The 14,480-nt window shown below is 73.2% G+C and carries 11 protein-coding genes and 2 tRNA genes; 4 read left to right on the plus strand and 9 right to left on the minus strand.

Features of this window, described 5'->3' with window-relative positions:
- Positions 1 to 649 precede the first annotated feature (649 nt).
- The 4 genes from FHX40_RS07660 to FHX40_RS07675 all read right to left on the minus strand — a co-directional run bounded on the left by FHX40_RS07660 (position 650) and on the right by FHX40_RS07675 (position 2,851).
- A complete protein-coding gene (locus FHX40_RS07660) occupies positions 650 to 1,696 on the minus strand; it encodes a saccharopine dehydrogenase NADP-binding domain-containing protein (protein WP_211350195.1) in 1,047 nt (348 codons plus the stop codon).
- A 222-nt stretch (positions 1,697 to 1,918) separates the two neighbouring features.
- Positions 1,919 to 2,464 carry a hypothetical protein gene (locus tag FHX40_RS07665; RefSeq protein ID WP_142258966.1) on the minus strand — a complete coding sequence of 182 codons (546 nt, stop codon included), beginning with the start codon at positions 2,462 to 2,464 and terminating at the stop codon, positions 1,919 to 1,921.
- Between the two features lie 226 nt (positions 2,465 to 2,690).
- A tRNA-Val gene (locus tag FHX40_RS07670) sits at positions 2,691 to 2,765 on the minus strand.
- Positions 2,766 to 2,778: 13 nt separating this feature from the next.
- Positions 2,779 to 2,851, minus strand: a tRNA-Gly gene (locus tag FHX40_RS07675).
- Between the two features lie 337 nt (positions 2,852 to 3,188).
- Between FHX40_RS07675 and FHX40_RS07680 the strand changes: the two genes are divergently transcribed.
- Together FHX40_RS07680 and glmS are read left to right on the plus strand one after the other, a co-directional pair.
- The gene (locus FHX40_RS07680) at positions 3,189 to 3,491 is read left to right on the plus strand and encodes a hypothetical protein (RefSeq protein WP_142258967.1); all 303 of its coding nucleotides are present in this window, start codon (positions 3,189 to 3,191) and stop codon (positions 3,489 to 3,491) included.
- A 12-nt stretch (positions 3,492 to 3,503) separates the two neighbouring features.
- The gene (gene glmS, locus FHX40_RS07685) at positions 3,504 to 5,324 is read left to right on the plus strand and encodes a glutamine--fructose-6-phosphate transaminase (isomerizing) (RefSeq protein WP_142258968.1); all 1,821 of its coding nucleotides are present in this window, start codon (positions 3,504 to 3,506) and stop codon (positions 5,322 to 5,324) included.
- Positions 5,325 to 5,402: 78 nt separating this feature from the next.
- On the opposite strand, the gene FHX40_RS07690 is transcribed toward glmS, so the two are convergent.
- Together FHX40_RS07690 and FHX40_RS07695 are read right to left on the minus strand one after the other, a co-directional pair.
- Entirely contained in the window at positions 5,403 to 6,098 is a 696-nt protein-coding gene (locus FHX40_RS07690; protein ID WP_142258969.1) for a VIT1/CCC1 transporter family protein, read from the minus strand.
- Between the two features lie 187 nt (positions 6,099 to 6,285).
- The gene (locus FHX40_RS07695; protein ID WP_211350197.1) at positions 6,286 to 7,725 is read right to left on the minus strand and encodes a M14 family zinc carboxypeptidase; all 1,440 of its coding nucleotides are present in this window, start codon (positions 7,723 to 7,725) and stop codon (positions 6,286 to 6,288) included.
- Positions 7,726 to 7,934: 209 nt separating this feature from the next.
- Here FHX40_RS07695 and FHX40_RS07700 point away from each other — a divergent pair, with 209 nt between their 5' ends.
- Positions 7,935 to 8,525: an Rv1733c family protein gene (locus FHX40_RS07700; RefSeq protein WP_142258971.1), complete on the plus strand. Its 591-nt coding sequence runs from the start codon at positions 7,935 to 7,937 to the stop codon at positions 8,523 to 8,525.
- A gap of 461 nt (positions 8,526 to 8,986) precedes the next feature.
- Entirely contained in the window at positions 8,987 to 9,838 is an 852-nt protein-coding gene (locus tag FHX40_RS07705) for a helix-turn-helix domain-containing protein (RefSeq protein ID WP_142258972.1), read from the plus strand.
- 185 nt (positions 9,839 to 10,023) lie between these two features.
- On the opposite strand, the gene FHX40_RS07710 is transcribed toward FHX40_RS07705, so the two are convergent.
- The 3 genes from FHX40_RS07710 to FHX40_RS07720 all read right to left on the minus strand — a co-directional run bounded on the left by FHX40_RS07710 (position 10,024) and on the right by FHX40_RS07720 (position 14,205).
- Positions 10,024 to 11,481, minus strand: coding sequence for a glycosyltransferase family 2 protein (locus FHX40_RS07710; RefSeq protein ID WP_142258973.1), 1,458 nt, complete (start codon positions 11,479 to 11,481; stop codon positions 10,024 to 10,026).
- 187 nt (positions 11,482 to 11,668) lie between these two features.
- Complete coding sequence (locus FHX40_RS07715) at positions 11,669 to 13,690, minus strand: glycosyltransferase family 2 protein (RefSeq protein ID WP_142258974.1); 2,022 nt, start codon at positions 13,688 to 13,690, stop codon at positions 11,669 to 11,671.
- Complete coding sequence (locus tag FHX40_RS07720; protein WP_142258975.1) at positions 13,687 to 14,205, minus strand: hypothetical protein; 519 nt, start codon at positions 14,203 to 14,205, stop codon at positions 13,687 to 13,689. Before FHX40_RS07720 ends, FHX40_RS07715 begins: the two co-directional genes overlap by 4 nt.
- Positions 14,206 to 14,480 lie beyond the last annotated feature (275 nt).

The following is a 14,480-nucleotide window of genomic DNA, read 5'->3' on the forward strand; positions in this document are numbered from 1 at the left end:
GGCCCGTGCCCCCGGTGCATGACCTAAATCACGGCCTTCCCTCCTTTGCGGCAGGGTGTGCCGACGGGTCCGGTGTAACGCGAAGTTCACCTGACCCCGGCCGGGTGTGACTCTTGTCACGCAACTATGCGGGTCTCGAAATGGGGCCGCCACAAGGCTTTCGCAGTGCGAAAGAGATTTCGTCCGCCCGCGCTTTGGGCCGCCTCGGCCCGATATGCCGGACCCGCCGCCGGCCCGGTTCCGTGATCGTCCGCAGGGCGCGGAGACACCGCGTTGACCAGGGAAAACGCCGTTATGGAGAGGTGGGTCGGGGCGGGTTGCCGCACGGCGGTCAGAATGGCATTCCGTTTGTGCGCCCGTGTAACGGATGGGAAACAAGAGACATTCCCCGGTCGTCTCAATATTGAGACGACCGTGTCTCATCAATGAGAAAACAGGGCCGGTCGTTCACCGCGGTGCAGGCCGGCGGGGCGGCGGACACCGGCCTGCCGCGGAGACCATGGGGCGCGGGCGCCGCCACCGGTCGGGTCGGCCGGCGGCGAACCCGGCGAGCGTCACCGGCGGCCGGCCGCCGGAGCGGGCGGCGGCTCCGCGACCCGCCGCCCGGTCGCACCCTGCGACCCGTCGGCCGCGCCGGTGACGAGGATCATCACCGTGCCATCGCCGCCTCCGGGAGGACGAGCGTGCACAGGCCGAGCCGCTCCAGGTCGCGCAGGAACGGGCCCGGGGCGAACGCCTCGGCGGGGGAGTACACGCCCGGCCGCCCAGGACCGCGCCCGTCGGCGATGCGGATCGCGGCCTCCACCGAGGCGACGGCGCTCAGCCGCCACAGGTCGCGCCCGCTCACCCGCGCGGCCTGGTTGCCGTGCTCGTTGATCACCTGGACGGCGACCGTGAACTCCGAACCCGCCCGGGTCGCGTCGTCCACGTGCTCGCTGGTGAACACGTGCTCCTCCTGGAAGGTGTGCGCGGTGAGCTGCGCCTCCACCCGGCGCGTACGGACGTGCCGGGGCACGGTGACGACCTCGGGGAACGGCACCGGGGCGATCATCGTGCGCGGGCCGAGCGGCGGCGGGAACGGGAAGACCGCGTTGCGCGGCTCCACGTAGCCGATGCGCTCGGCGCCGTCCTCGTAGGTGATCCGCCGGGTGTCGGCGAACAGCAGCTCCGCGGTCGCCTTCGCCCCGGCCGTGAGGCGCCAGCGGCTCACCGCGTAGGCGGCGATCACCCGCTCGATCCCGGTCAGGCCCGCGGCGGCCGCCCCCGCCAGCAGGTCGCCCATGCCGCCGTAGAAGCTCATCGCGGTGACCATCACCACGCCCGCCCGTGCCGCCGGTTCCGGCAGGGCGTCGAAGAACCACCTGGTGTGGTGCTGCTCCAGCCCGTGGTCGACGTAGTGGCAGCCGCCGTCGATCGCCGCCCGCGCGACGGCCTGGCCGGTGTGCGTGAACGGCCCGGCGCAGTGGATCAGCACCGTGGCCTGTTCGGCGAGCTCGCGCAGCGCCGCCGGGTCGTCGAGCGCGGCCTGCCGTACCCTCACCCGAGGGCCGCCGCCCAGCTCCTCGGCGACGGCCCTGAGCCGTGCGTCGTCCCGCCCGGCGAGGATGACGTCGCGGCCCCGGGCGATCAGCTCGGCCGCCACCAGCCGTCCGGTGTGGCCGGTCGCTCCGTAGACGGCCATGAGCGGTGCGGACACCTACTCACCTCCATGAGTCTTACCGTCGGCACAAATTCGAAAACTTGTTCGAAGTTATGCGCCGACGGTAGGGAAGTCAATGGGGGGAGTGGATCGGCCCGCCGGCCGGGCACGGGCACCTGCCGCGCATCCTGCTCGCCGGGTTCCGGCTCGCGGCAGAGAAGACGCCGGACGCGGTCGTCACCGTCCGCGTCCGGCTCGTGTTCGGTGCGCCCCTGGCCGTCAGGGCACGAAGATCTCCTGGATGCGCACGATCTCGCCGCGGTGGACCGTGATCAGCGCCGGCCGCTTGCCCGCCTTGAGGTGGGCGGTCAGGGCCGCCTTGCCGCACCGCTTGGTGCCCAGGCCGCGACTGTTGACGGTCACCTTGCCGCCGTCGCAGTTCCGCGCGCTGTACAGCTCCGCCTTGGGCGAGACGTGGGACCGGTAGTTCATCACCACGTACTCGCCCGGGTCGGCGAAGTAGCCGGTTACCTTGCCGCCCTTCTTGCCGATGGTCCACGCGATCGGCTTGTACTCGGCGGTGCCGTGCTTGGCGTCGTAGTAGGTCACCCAGCCCCGCAGGATGCCGTCGCGCCGGGAGTGGATCGCCTTGCTGAAGTCGTGGCCAGGGTCATCCTGGATGTTCGTGCCGTACGGCTCGGGCGCCGGGAACCGCGGCGCGGCGGCGGCCTCGGCGGTCCCCGCGGCCAGGATCGCGAGCGAGGCGGCGACGGCGGCGGCACCCGCCGTGACGGCGGTGACGGCACGACGAACGGAACGGTGCATGGGTGACCCCCGTGATCTCACGCCCGGCCCTCCGGTGATCGTCCGGGCTCCTGCTCGGTATAGACACCGCCGGATCGCGACGGGTTCGCGCCCGCCGGAACTTCGCCGGGTGTCCAGGCTCACATCCGGAGCCCGGCCGCCAACGCGTCGGGGGATTCGAGGAGCCGCAAACACGAACGGCGGGGCGGCCCAACCTGGCCGAAACACCCGCCGAACAGGAAAGATATGGTGGGCGATACTGGGATTGAACCAGTGGCCTCTACCGTGTCAAGGTAGCGCTCTCCCACTGAGCTAATCGCCCGGGTACTCCCTCGAGCGGACGACGGGATTCGAACCCGCGACCCTCACCTTGGCAAGGTGATGCTCTACCAACTGAGCCACGTCCGCGCGCATCGGTTGATGCGTTGATTACTTTAGCGGATTCCGAGCACTGGTGTGACCGCCCGAGGGCCCCGGCGCCCGAACCCCGCCCCGCAGGGCCGGTACGGCAGTGCCGTACGGGCCCGCGACCCCGGCGCCGCCGCCGGGCCGGCCGGAGCGGCGCCGGGCGGGCTGACCACCCCCTTTCGGCCCCTTGGCGGGGTCTTTGCCGCCTCCCGTGAGACATTTCCTGCCCGATTTCGGGCAGAAAACTTGGTGTTTGCGGCCCGAACTCCGTAGTGTCCTTGCCCGTGACGCCGGGCGGAGAGGGCCGGCAGACGGGTGGGAGATCCGGGGGGACGGAATGAGGGGTGCGACGACCTGGCGGGGTTCGTCGGCGTCGTGTCATCCACATGAGGAACTGATCGACCACCTGACCCGCACGACCGCGCTGGGGCGCGGAGAGGCCGCACGGGTCATCGCCGACGTGCTCGCCTACTTCGGCGAGACCGTGGAGGAGTTCGTCCGGCGACGCCACGCCGAGCTGCGTGCCCGCGGCCTGACCAACGACGTCATCTTCAAGCGGATCTCGGTCGAGCTGGCGGGACGGCGGGTGGCGGCACCGGATCTCTCCCTGCGGCAGCTGCGCCGGATCGTGTACGGCTGAAGGAGGAATTGCATGTGCGGAATCGTCGCCTACGTGGGCCCGAAGGACGCGGCCCCCATCCTGCTGGAAGGGCTGCAGCGGCTGGAGTACCGCGGCTACGACTCGGCGGGCATCGCCGTGGCGAACAGGGGCATCAAGGTGCGCAAGACCAAGGGCCGGGTCGCGGATCTCGCCGCCACGGTGCCGGCCCGGTTCAAGGGCACCACCGGCATCGGGCACACACGCTGGGCGACGCACGGCGAGCCGAGTGACATCAACGCGCATCCCCACCTCGACGCGGCCGAACGCATCGCGGTGGTGCACAACGGCATCATCGAGAACGCCGACGACCTGCGGCACCGCCTCGAGGCGGACGGGGTGACCTTCGTCAGCGAGACCGACACCGAGGTGATCGCCCACCTGATCGCCCGGGCGGTGAAGGAGACCGACACGCTCGAGGAGGCCGTGCGCATGGCGCTGAAGGGCGTCGTCGGCACGTACGGCCTGGCGGTGATCGACGCCGAGCGCCCGGACCAGGTGGTGGTGGCCCGCAACGGCAGCCCGATCGTGCTCGGCCTGGGGGAGAAGGAGATGTTCGCCGCCTCCGACGTGGCGGCGCTGGTGCGCTACACCCGCCAGGTGGTGCACCTGGAGGACGGCGAGCTCGCGGTGCTGCGCGCGGACGGCTTCCAGACCCTCACCATGGACGCGCGGGTCACCTCCAAGGAGCCGCTCACCGTCGACTGGGACGCCGGGCACTACGACACCGGCGGCTACGAGCACTACCTGCTCAAGGAGATCTCCGAGCAGCCGGAGACGGTCGCCCGCACGCTGCGCGGCCGCATAGACGACCGGTTCCACGTCGCCCACCTCGGCGGCCTCAACCTCACCCCGCACGAGACCCGGGCGTTCCGCCGCGTGAAGATCATCGGCTGCGGCTCGGCGTACTACTCCGGGCAGATCGGCGCGCAGATGATCGAGGAGCTCGCCCGGATCCCGGCCGACGCCGAGCCCGCCTCCGAGTTCCGCTACCGCAACCCGGTGGTCGAGCACGACACCCTCTACGTCGCGGTCAGCCAGTCGGGGGAGACCTACGACACCCTCGCCGCGGTGCAGGAGCTCAAGCGCAAGGGCGGCCGGGTGCTCGGCATCGTCAACACGGTCGGCAGCGCGATCGCCCGGGAGTGCGACGGCGGCATCTACCTGCACGCCGGGCCGGAGGTGTCGGTCGCCTCGACCAAGGCGTTCACCTCGACCGCGGTGGCGTTCGCGCTGCTCGCCCTGCACTTCGGCCGGGTGCACGACCTGTCCCCGGCGGACGGGCGCCGCATCTGCGAGGGCCTGCGCAGGCTGCCCGACCAGATCGAGGAGATCCTCAAGCAGGGCCCGCAGATCGCCGACCTCGCCCGCAGGTACGTCGGCCACTCGTCGATCATGTTCGTGGGCCGGGTGCGCGGCTACCCGGTGGCCCGGGAGGGCGCGCAGAAGCTCAAGGAGATCTCCTACATCCACGCCGAGGCGTACCCGGCGAGCGAGCTCAAGCACGGCCCGCTCGCGCTGATCGGCCCGGAGATGCCGACGGTGGCGATCGTCCCGGACGACGAGCTGCTCGACAAGAACCTCACCACGCTCGGCGAGATCAAGGCCCGCGGCGGCCAGGTGCTCATGGTGGGCCACCGCACCCCGGACCCGAAGCTCGCCGAGGACGTCATCGTGGTGCCGAAGAACGAGACCGAGCTCGACCCGATCCTGCTGACGATCCCGCTGCAGCTGTTCGCCTACCACGCCGCCGTCGCCCTCGGCCGCGACGTGGACAAGCCGCGCAACCTCGCCAAGAGCGTCACCGTCGAGTGACGCCCGCGGCCCGGCGCGCGTCCGCCGGTCCCCGGCACCGGCCGGGGCCGGCGGGCGGCCGCGTCGCCCGGAGGCGCGCTAGCCCAGCGTCACGTTGAACAGGGTGCCGATCGTGTAGGTCACCCCCGCGGCCGCCCCGCCGAGCAGCAGCTGGCGCAGCCCGCCGTACCACCAGGGGCGCGCGGTGAGCTTGGCGACGACGGCGCCGGTGGTGAACAGCGCCAGCACGGTGAGCAGTACGGCCAGCCCGAGCGACGGCAGGCCGACCAGGAACGGCACCAGCGGCACCAGGGCGCCGAGGGAGAACGAGACGAAGGAGGAGATCGCCGCGGTCCACGGGGAGGGCAGGTCGTCGGGGTCGATGCCGAGCTCCTCCCGGGTGTGGATGCGCCAGGCCACCTCCTTGTCGCGGTGGAGCTGGCGGGCGACCTCGCGGGCGAGGCCGGGCTCCACGCCGCGGGACTCGTAGAGCAGGGCGAGCTCCCGCTCCTCCGCCTCGGCGTTCCGGTGGATCTCCCGCCGCTCGATCTCCATCTCGGCCAGGGAGAGCTCGCTCTGCGACCGCACCGAGGTGTACTCACCGGTCGCCATGGAGAACGCGCCCGCGGCGAGCCCGGCGAGGCCGGTGATCGCGACGGTGGACGCGCTCGCGCCGCCGCCGACCACGCCCGCGATCAGCGCGGCGTTCGACACCAGCCCGTCCATCACCCCGAACACGGCAGGCCGCAGCCAGCCGCCGGTGATGTCCCGATGGTGTGCTTCGGCAACGGACATGAAAAAGCTCCCCTCGCGTCAAAAACACGGCAATTCAATAATAAATGACGCAGGCAAGACTTATTTCGGTCAGGCAAGGCGAACCTAAATTCGGTAAGCCTGGCCTTAGTCCGTCGCCATGGTTTCGCCGCGCCTTCCCGCGCGCTTTCCCCGGGCGTTTCCGGCGGGCCCTCCGGCCCCTCACCGGTCACGTTTTCGCATGCCGGGCGCCCGCGAGGATCGTGCCGTACTGGATCGCCACCAGGTCGCGCAGCGGAATCGGCTCCGGCGTGGTGTCCGCGGTGGCCGCGGCCGCCCAGGCCGTGTAGATCTCCTCGAGCACGCGGTGCCGGGCCCGGATCGTGGGCGTGCCGTTGCCGATCCCGATCTCGGCCTCCAGGGCGCGCAGCAGCATCCCGGTGTAGCGCAGCCGGTAGGTGTGCACGAGGTCCCGGCTCGACCGCACCTCCGCCACCGTCGCCTCCCGGTCGTTGCCCGGCTCGCGGGCCCGGATGCGCTCCGACTCGGCCACGTCGGCGACGAGCGGCACGAAGAACCGCGACGCCCGCAGGAACGGGGAGTTCGACACCACCTCGCCGAGCACCGCGTCGAGGGTGCACCGCAGCACCGCCGCCAGCTCGGCGAGGTCCGCCGCCGTGTCGCGCACCACCCGCGCGTACGGCACGCCCGCCGGCGAGTGGTCGCCCGCGGCGTCGTCGCGCCAGTAGGGCAGCTCCACGATCGTGACGAACGTGCCGTGCCGTTCCGCGTACTCGGTGCTCGAGGCCCCGGCGATCTGGCCGTCGAACTTCTGCCCGATGCTCTCCAGGTAGTCGTACAGGGCGCGGGCGTTGAGCATGAGGTAGATCGCGTCGTCGAGCCGCCGCACCGAGGGGTGCTCCGGCTCGCCCAGGTGCAGCGGCAGGCCGTACCGGAGGGGAAGCGCCTTCAGCGCCGGGTGCAGGGCGGGTTCGGGCCGGCTGACGTAGTAGAAGACCCCGCCGCGCTCGGAGTTGTGCAGCGAGGTCATGAACGTGGGCCGGACGTCGTCGATCAGCCGCATCCAGGCGAGCGTCTCCGGGAGCACCCGGTCGAAGTACGCGTCCTTGTAGGCGAGCGGGAACGTCCACTCCACCTGCTCGTCCCCGGCGGGCCGGTAGAAGTTGCGGCCGTAGCGGCAGGGGGTGAACTCACCGGTGAACCAGGCCTCGTTGAGCCGCGTGCCGTCCGGGTCGATGCAGCCGACGATGTGCCAGGTGTAGCCGACCGAGCGGCGCAGCGCCGCGTCCTCGCACATGCGCCGGGCGAGGTGCATCGCGGTGAGCCCGCCGATCGGCTCGTTGGGGTGGGGCATGCCGACGACGACGCCCTGGGCGGGACCGTCCCCGACGGTGAGACATAACAGCGGCTCGCCGAGCCGGGAGGTGCCGATCCGCCGGAGCACCGCCACCGACGGATGCCGCTCGGCGAGCCGGGCGAGTTCCCCCACCACCTCGTCGACTCCCGCGAAGCGGTCGAAGTCCGGAACCGTCTCGAGCTCGTGTGTGAGGTCCTCGTTCAGCACGTCGCTGTCCTCCCGGGGGCGGGCCTGCGTTGCATCACGGTCGCCGTTGTTCCCTGCAGAGCGGGTGATGCGGCGCTTGCCCACGCCATCGTCACCACGTTTGCGGCTCCCTATCAATGTCGAAGCAGGCCGATCGCGGCATCGCCCGCGACGGGATCGGCGCCGGCGGGTACGGCACGGCCCCGCGGTACGGCCCGCGCCGTGCCGGAGGCGCACCGGTTGACGTGCGGCTTTCTGGGTTTGGGCAGGTCTATCCGCCCGGATCCGGGTAGTGACGAATCGAGGTGTGTGCCATGTGGAACAGTCCGCCCACCCGCCTGGCCCGCTGGCTGGGCCTCGACCGCAACCCGCTCCGCCGTACCTCGGACCGGGTGGAGTGCGCGCTGCGGTTGTTCGCGCTGCTCGCCGTCGCGGTCGCCGTCGTGATCGGCATCGGCATGGGCACCCGCGCGTACGACGAGGGGGTGCGCGCCGAGCGGGAACAGAAGGCGAGCCGGCAGCAAACGCAGGCCGTGCTCGTCCAGGACCTCACCCATCCCGGGGTGACGCCCGCCGGCGGGGTCATCCCCGGACGCGCCCGGGCGCAGTGGACCGCGCCCGACGGCACCGTGCGCCGCGGCCTCGTCGAGGTCGATCCCGGGCGGCGCGTCGGCGACACCGTGCTCATCTGGGTCGACCGGGACGGCGTGCAGACCCGGCCGCCCCAGGACCGCGGCGCCACCGTGGCCGCGGCGATCAGCGCCGGCGCCGCCCCGCCGTTCGCCGCGCTCGCCGCCTCGACGCTGCTGCTCGTCACCACGCGGCTGATCAACCAGCGGCGGGCCGCCCGCCAGTGGGAGGCGGAGTGGCGGATCGTCGAGCCGTCCTGGCGGCACCACATCTGACCCGGCATCCGGCCCGGCCGCATCCGGCCGTGCCGTGGCGTCCGGACGGCGGGTGAGCCGGGCCTGCCGTTTGCGGGCTCCGGCCGCGAAAGCCCGTGCCGGCGCCCCGCCGGGGCTGGCCGTACCAGGGCGGACGGTACGGCACGACGGGCCGCGCCCCGGGTAAAGCCGACCAAATCGGCGAGCCGTACGGGCCCCATCCGCCGCTTCGTCCTGGCATTCGTTGGGCCGCATGATTTGCGGCTTTTTTGTTTTGTCGGAAATGCTCGGATGGGGAGCCTCGGCTCTGCCGCTGAGCTGGAAGGTTGCGTGTTCACGGAAATTCTCGGTCACGCAGCGTAAAAGAACTGCTACGCTGCACGTCGTGCGGGTGCAGCGACGAACCCGCAACGCTGAATTGTCATCGGTCGAGCATGCCCGGAAATATCCCCGGCCCCCCGACATGCGCGAAAGGGATGCGAATGGGCGATAACGGTCACAGCCCCACGATGTGCCTCCGTCGCCTGGGGCACGAGATGCGCCGGCTCCGCGAGGCGGCGGGAAAGAGCATCCACGAGACCTCCGCCGAGCTCGAGTGGTCCACCTCGAAGATCTCCCGCCTCGAGAACGGCCTGACCAAACGCCCGGACGTGCAGAACATCCGCGTGCTGTGCGCCGCCTACGGCGTGACCGACGAGCAGGTGATCGAGAGGCTCGTCACCCTCGCCCGCGAGGCCCGCCGCCCCGGCTGGTGGACCAAGTACCCGGACGTCTTCCGCTCCTCCTTCGTGGGCCTGGAGGCCGAGGCGTCCGCGATCACCACGTTCGAGCTCGCCCTCATCCCGGGCCTGCTGCAGACGGCGGACTACATGCGCGCGATCATGCGGGGAGCCCGGATCGAGGATCCCGCGGAAATCGAGCGGCGGATCGAGGCCCGCCTGGAGCGCCAGCGCATCCTCACCCGCGCCAACCCGCCCCGCTACTGGGCGATCATCGACGAGGCGGCCCTGATCCGGCCCCTGGGCGACCGGGAGGCGCACCGCCGCCAGCTGCGCAGGCTGGCCGAGACCGGGCCGATGGAGCACGTCACGGTGCAGGTGCTGCCGCTGTCCGCGGGCCCCCACCCCGGCCTGAGCGGCTCGTTCGTGATCCTCGACTTCCCCGAGGAGTGCGACCGCAGCGTCGTCTACCAGGAGACGGCCACCGCGTCCCACCTGCTGGAGGAGCAGGAGGACATCGACCGCTACACCGCCCTCTTCCGGCGGCTGTGCGACTCGGCGCTGCCCGCCGAGGACTCGATCGCCTACCTCTCCGCCCTCGCCGACCGGCTGTGAGGCGGCACGGCGCCGCGCTCCGCACGATGGCGGCCGGCGACGACAGCCGCGGGGAGGTGCGCCCGCACCCCGGCGGAACCGCCGCCCGCTGCGCCAAGCGCCCGACGGCCCTCGGCCGCCGTTCGACCCGGCCGAGTGCGGGGTTCCTCGCCCGCGTCCGGTACGGCGCCGCCGCGCCCGCCGGGCTAGGCCGGGTCGCCCCGCCAGGTGAAGCCGTACGACTCGCCGTCGAGCCAGTGCACGCCGAAGACCTGGTCGATCACGTCGTCGAGGTCCTCGCCCGGGGCGCGCAGGTGACGGGCCCGGGTGACCGCGGCGGTGCGCTCGAGGCGGGCCGTGATCACCGTCTCCGGGGTCTCGGCGAGGGCGAGGCAGGCCACGCCCCAGACGTGCTTGTTGGAGTCGGCGACGAGCGTGCGCAGCGTGTCCGGGGCGACCGCCCAGCCCGGCGGGCAGCTGAGCCGGAACATCGCCGGGGCGCTGTCGGGCGGGACCGACTCGGCGAGCCGTACCCGGGGCTCGTGCTCGTAGGTGTACCGGACGAGCCGCAGGTCGAGCCAGGGGTCGTCGAGCGGGGACCGGCGGCCGCCGGGCAGCGCGGACCAGGGGCCGACGAGGGTGACCGTGACGTCCGGGAGCGTGCTCGCCAGCACCGCGTCCGCGGTGGCCCGGACGTGCTCGTACGGCGCGTCGCCCACCTCGACCACGACCTCGACGCACGGCACGAGCCAGTGGCGGCGCGGGTGCTTGCGCAGCCAGCGCAGCGCGGGCACCCGCTCGGCGAGCAGCGGCCAGTTGTGCCGCTTCGCCTCGGCGCCGCGGTGGGCCATGGTGTGCGCCCCGACGTGCCAGGCCTGGGCGGCGACATCGCGCAGGAACACCGCGCCCTGCTGGGCGAGCCGGTAGCCGAACTCGGTGTCCTCACCGAGCGGCAGCGCCGGGTCCATGCCGCCCGCGGCGCGGTACAGCCAGGCGGGCACCGAGGCGCTCGCCCCGACGTGGACCTTGAACGCCTCGATCGGCGCGTCCCGCAGGTCCCGGGTCTTGGCGGCCTGCTCCTCGATCCAGGCGTGCGGCCGGGAGGCGGCCCAGTCGAACAGCGACGCCGCCCGGTCGCCCGCGACCGCCGCGTGCACCTCGGCGGGGGCCGGCAGGTCCTCCTCGGTGAACCGCAGCGTCCCGGTCACCACCAGGTAGTCGGCGAGGTGGTGCCAGCGCATCAGCGCCTCCACGTGCCGCCGGTACGGGATGACGTCCGAGTCGAGGCGGTGCACGATCTCGCCCTCGGCGACCCGCACCGCGGAGTTGCACGCCCAGGCCGCGCCCCAGCCGTCCGGGTCGCAGCGCACGATCCGGGTGCGCTCCGGCGCGATCTCGGGGATCCGCAGCGGCGGCTCGCTGCCGTCGTCCGCGACGATCACCTCCAGCAGGTGGGCGGGGTAGCTCTGCGCGGCGAGCGCGGCGAGGGTGAGGTCGAGGGTGCGCTGGCTGCGGTGGGCCGGGATGACCACGCTCACCGACAGGCGCGGGGTCCACGCGCCGAGCGGCGGCGGGGTGAGCACGGCGTGGTCGTTGCCCCGGATGCGCGGCATGCGCCCGGGCGAGGTGACGGTGGCGGTGCTGCTCGGGGTTTCTGTCGTCATCGTTGCGGATTGCGGCGACGGAGGGTCTCGGCTGGTGCGGGACACGGCACGGGCGGCCCGGTACGGCGGGCCCGCCGGGCCGCGGGCGGGCAGCGTGCCGCCCCGCGGCGCCCGGCGGCCGGAACGCCGGGGTGCCGCGGCGGTGGGCCGCCCGCTCCCGGACCGGCGGGCGGGGCCGCGGGATCCGTCACAGCTCCATGAGCGGGTTGGCGTACCAGCCGCGCCACTGGCGGCGGTTGCGCCGGCCGAGGAAGTAGCCGATCGGCTCCCGCCAGGTGTGCCCCTGGGCGGCGCGGCGGCGCAGGATGTAGTTGAGCCCGTGGATCTGGTAGATGCGCCCGCCCGCCGCACGGACCGCCTTGCACAGCTCGCCGTCCACGTGCCGGGGCACCGGCCGGAACCCGCCGACCGTCTCGAACAGGGTGCGGGTCATGAACAGGGTGCCGCCCGCCACCGAGTCGCGGAAGCACTCGGTGCGGCGGCCGCGCTGCACCGTGACGTCGATCTGCTCGAGGTGGACGAACTCGGCCGGGGCGCCGATCAGCTCCGCGCCGGTGTAGACGTGGGCGAGCGCGAGGTCGGCGAGGTGGTCGGGCCCGTACCAGTCGTCGTCGTCCATCTTCGTCACGAACGTGCCCGAGGCGCGGGCGAACCCCTCGTTGAGCACCGCGCCGAACGGCAGCGCCGGGTCGGCCTCGAACACGGTGACCGGGAACGGCAGGCCGCGCACCGCCTCCTCGACCCGGGCGAGCGGCACGCCGTGCAGGCCGAGCACGAGCTCCAGGTCGACGCCGCGCTGCCGGGCCACCTGGCTCACCGCGAACCGCACCATGTCGGCCCGCCGGGTGCACAGCACCACCGAGACCTTCGGCGTCTCGTACGGCCCGTGGCCGGGCACCTCGCCCGCGGTGAGCCGGCGCCAGCGGCCCCGGGTGCCGTGCGCGCGCAGCGCCAGGCGGCGCAGCCGTACGCTGTGCACCTCGCGGTCGAGGTCGTCGGCGAGGTCGGCCTCGGTGACGCCGGAGATCAGGGCGGTGAGCTCGGCGCCGAGCAGGGGACGCACCCACTCGGGCGGGTCGGGCGCGATGAGCGGCACCCCGGCCGCGGCGAGGGCGGCGAGGACCCGGGCGGCGGGCACCGGCCCGGTGTGCGACAGCCGCCACCGCACGTGCAGGCCGCGCAGTTTGCGCAGCCGCGCCACGTCCGCGTCGGTGACCGCGCCGGAGGCGGCGAAGACGGTCAGCACCCGGCCCTCGTACACCGCGGCCCACCGGCCGCCGCGCTGCTCCAGCCGCCCGAACCCGTGCGGCGGCGTCTGCAGGAACCCGCCCGGGTTGATCGCCCGCTCGTCGACCGGCGGCACCATCGACGGGTCGGCGGGCTCGGCGAGCCGCGGGTAGCCGGGCTCGGTGAACCGCGACCACCCCACCAGGCCGGGCCGCGCGACGACCGGGGGCTCCTCGTCCCGCCCGTCCGGGCGCTCCTCGCCGTCGTCGCCGGTGCCGCCGCCCGGGTCCGCGCCCGCGACGAGCACGACGTCGCAGTCGCCCTTGCCGGGGGTGGCGCCCTTGTCCGGGGTGGGGGTGAGCACGACGTTGGGGTCGCCGGGCCGCCAGTGGGTGACGCCGGTACCGGCGAGCGCGGCCCGCGGCTGCGGCATCGTGTCGATGGGGTCGCCGCCGAAGGCGCGGGCCGCGGCGGCGAGCACCTCCCCGGCCGGGAGCGGCTCGGTGAACTCGGCCTCCATCACCCACGACCGCTTCTCCACCACCCGGATGTGCACGTCGCGCAGGTGCCGCCAGCCGGGGTGCGCCGTCGCGGTCGGCAGCGGCGCGGGCCACAGGTACGGCAGGGCGCCGACGGCGATCGTGATGTTCGCGGCCGGGGGCAGCAGCGCCCGCACCGCCACCGCCCGGCGCAGGTCGGTCATGGTGCCCGCGATCAGCACCAGGTGCCCCACCGGCTCGGTGGCGAGCGGGCGGCCCACCTCGACCTCGTCGAGGTCCGCCACCGCCTTCGTCACCGTCTCCGGCACGCCGTCCGGCACGGCCTGGGCCCCGGAGGGGGCGGACCGGCCGTTCCCGGCCGCGCCCAGCAGCCGCTCCAGCTCCGCGTCGTCGACGCCGATGCGGACCACGAGCACGTCGTCGCGTCGGCCCACCTCCCGCAGCACCGGCGGCAGGGGAGCGCGGGCGAGCGCACCGATCATCGGCCGCCTCCGGCCGCCGCGCCGTCGCCGCCCACCGGGCCGTGCCGTACCGGCTCGGCCTCGGCCGCGGCGGCGCGGGCGTGCTCGGTGACCCGGCGCAGGTCCTCGGCGACCCCGGTGAGCAGCTCGGTGTAGTGCCTGTGGCGGTAGACCGCCTCGACCCGATCCTCGCCCAGCGTGGCCAGTACGGTCTCCACCCGCTCGGTGAGGTGGTCGGCGGTGTCCCCGATCCGCGTCACCGCGGCCTCCAGCCGCTGCAGCCGGGGCTCCACGGCGTCGGCGCGGCACGGCGGTACGGGCGCGGGCCGCGCCGCCTCGCGCGCAAGCCGGTCCGACACGCGTTGCACCTTCGCGTCGAGGCGCCGGATCCACAGGCCGAGCACGAGGATGCCGCCCAGCGATGCGCTGCCCACCGCCAGCACGACGGCGATCGCCGGCGTCACGGCCCCGACCAGGGCCGCGGCGACGATCGCGAGCAGCGCGATACCGCAGCAGCCCGCGATGACGATCAACATCTGTCGGGAGGTTGGCCTACGCATGTCTTGCACCTTACGCAAAGGGCGATATGCGGGTTGAGTGACGTGTGAGACTTTCTACCGGAAATACCTCCAAGATCCCTGAAAGCTCGATGCGAAATGGCCGGGGTGGCCGGCGGACCGGACCCTGCGGGTTTGCGTCGGCGCCGGTCACGCGGGAATCGCGCACATCTGCCCCGTGGCCGTGTGATCGCCCTGTGATCGTCCCGTGATGGCGCGATCGCGGCCGCCGACCGCGCCTCGCCGGCGTCGTC

It is taken from the genome of Thermopolyspora flexuosa, from assembly GCF_006716785.1.
Classification (GTDB): Bacteria; Actinomycetota; Actinomycetes; order Streptosporangiales; family Streptosporangiaceae; genus Thermopolyspora; species Thermopolyspora flexuosa.

Coding starts and splice junctions, on each gene's coding strand:
- FHX40_RS07680 (WP_142258967.1), top strand. CDS start 3,189: ATGAGGGGTGCGACGACCTGGCGGGGTTCGTCGGCGTCGTGTCATCCA.
- FHX40_RS07720 (WP_142258975.1), bottom strand. CDS start 14,205: ATGTTGATCGTCATCGCGGGCTGCTGCGGTATCGCGCTGCTCGCGATC.
- FHX40_RS07705 (WP_142258972.1), top strand. CDS start 8,987: ATGGGCGATAACGGTCACAGCCCCACGATGTGCCTCCGTCGCCTGGGG.
- FHX40_RS07710 (WP_142258973.1), bottom strand. CDS start 11,481: ATGACGACAGAAACCCCGAGCAGCACCGCCACCGTCACCTCGCCCGGG.
- FHX40_RS07700 (WP_142258971.1), top strand. CDS start 7,935: ATGTGGAACAGTCCGCCCACCCGCCTGGCCCGCTGGCTGGGCCTCGAC.
- FHX40_RS07715 (WP_142258974.1), bottom strand. CDS start 13,690: ATGATCGGTGCGCTCGCCCGCGCTCCCCTGCCGCCGGTGCTGCGGGAG.
- glmS (WP_142258968.1), top strand. CDS start 3,504: ATGTGCGGAATCGTCGCCTACGTGGGCCCGAAGGACGCGGCCCCCATC.
- FHX40_RS07665 (WP_142258966.1), bottom strand. CDS start 2,464: ATGCACCGTTCCGTTCGTCGTGCCGTCACCGCCGTCACGGCGGGTGCC.
- FHX40_RS07690 (WP_142258969.1), bottom strand. CDS start 6,098: ATGTCCGTTGCCGAAGCACACCATCGGGACATCACCGGCGGCTGGCTG.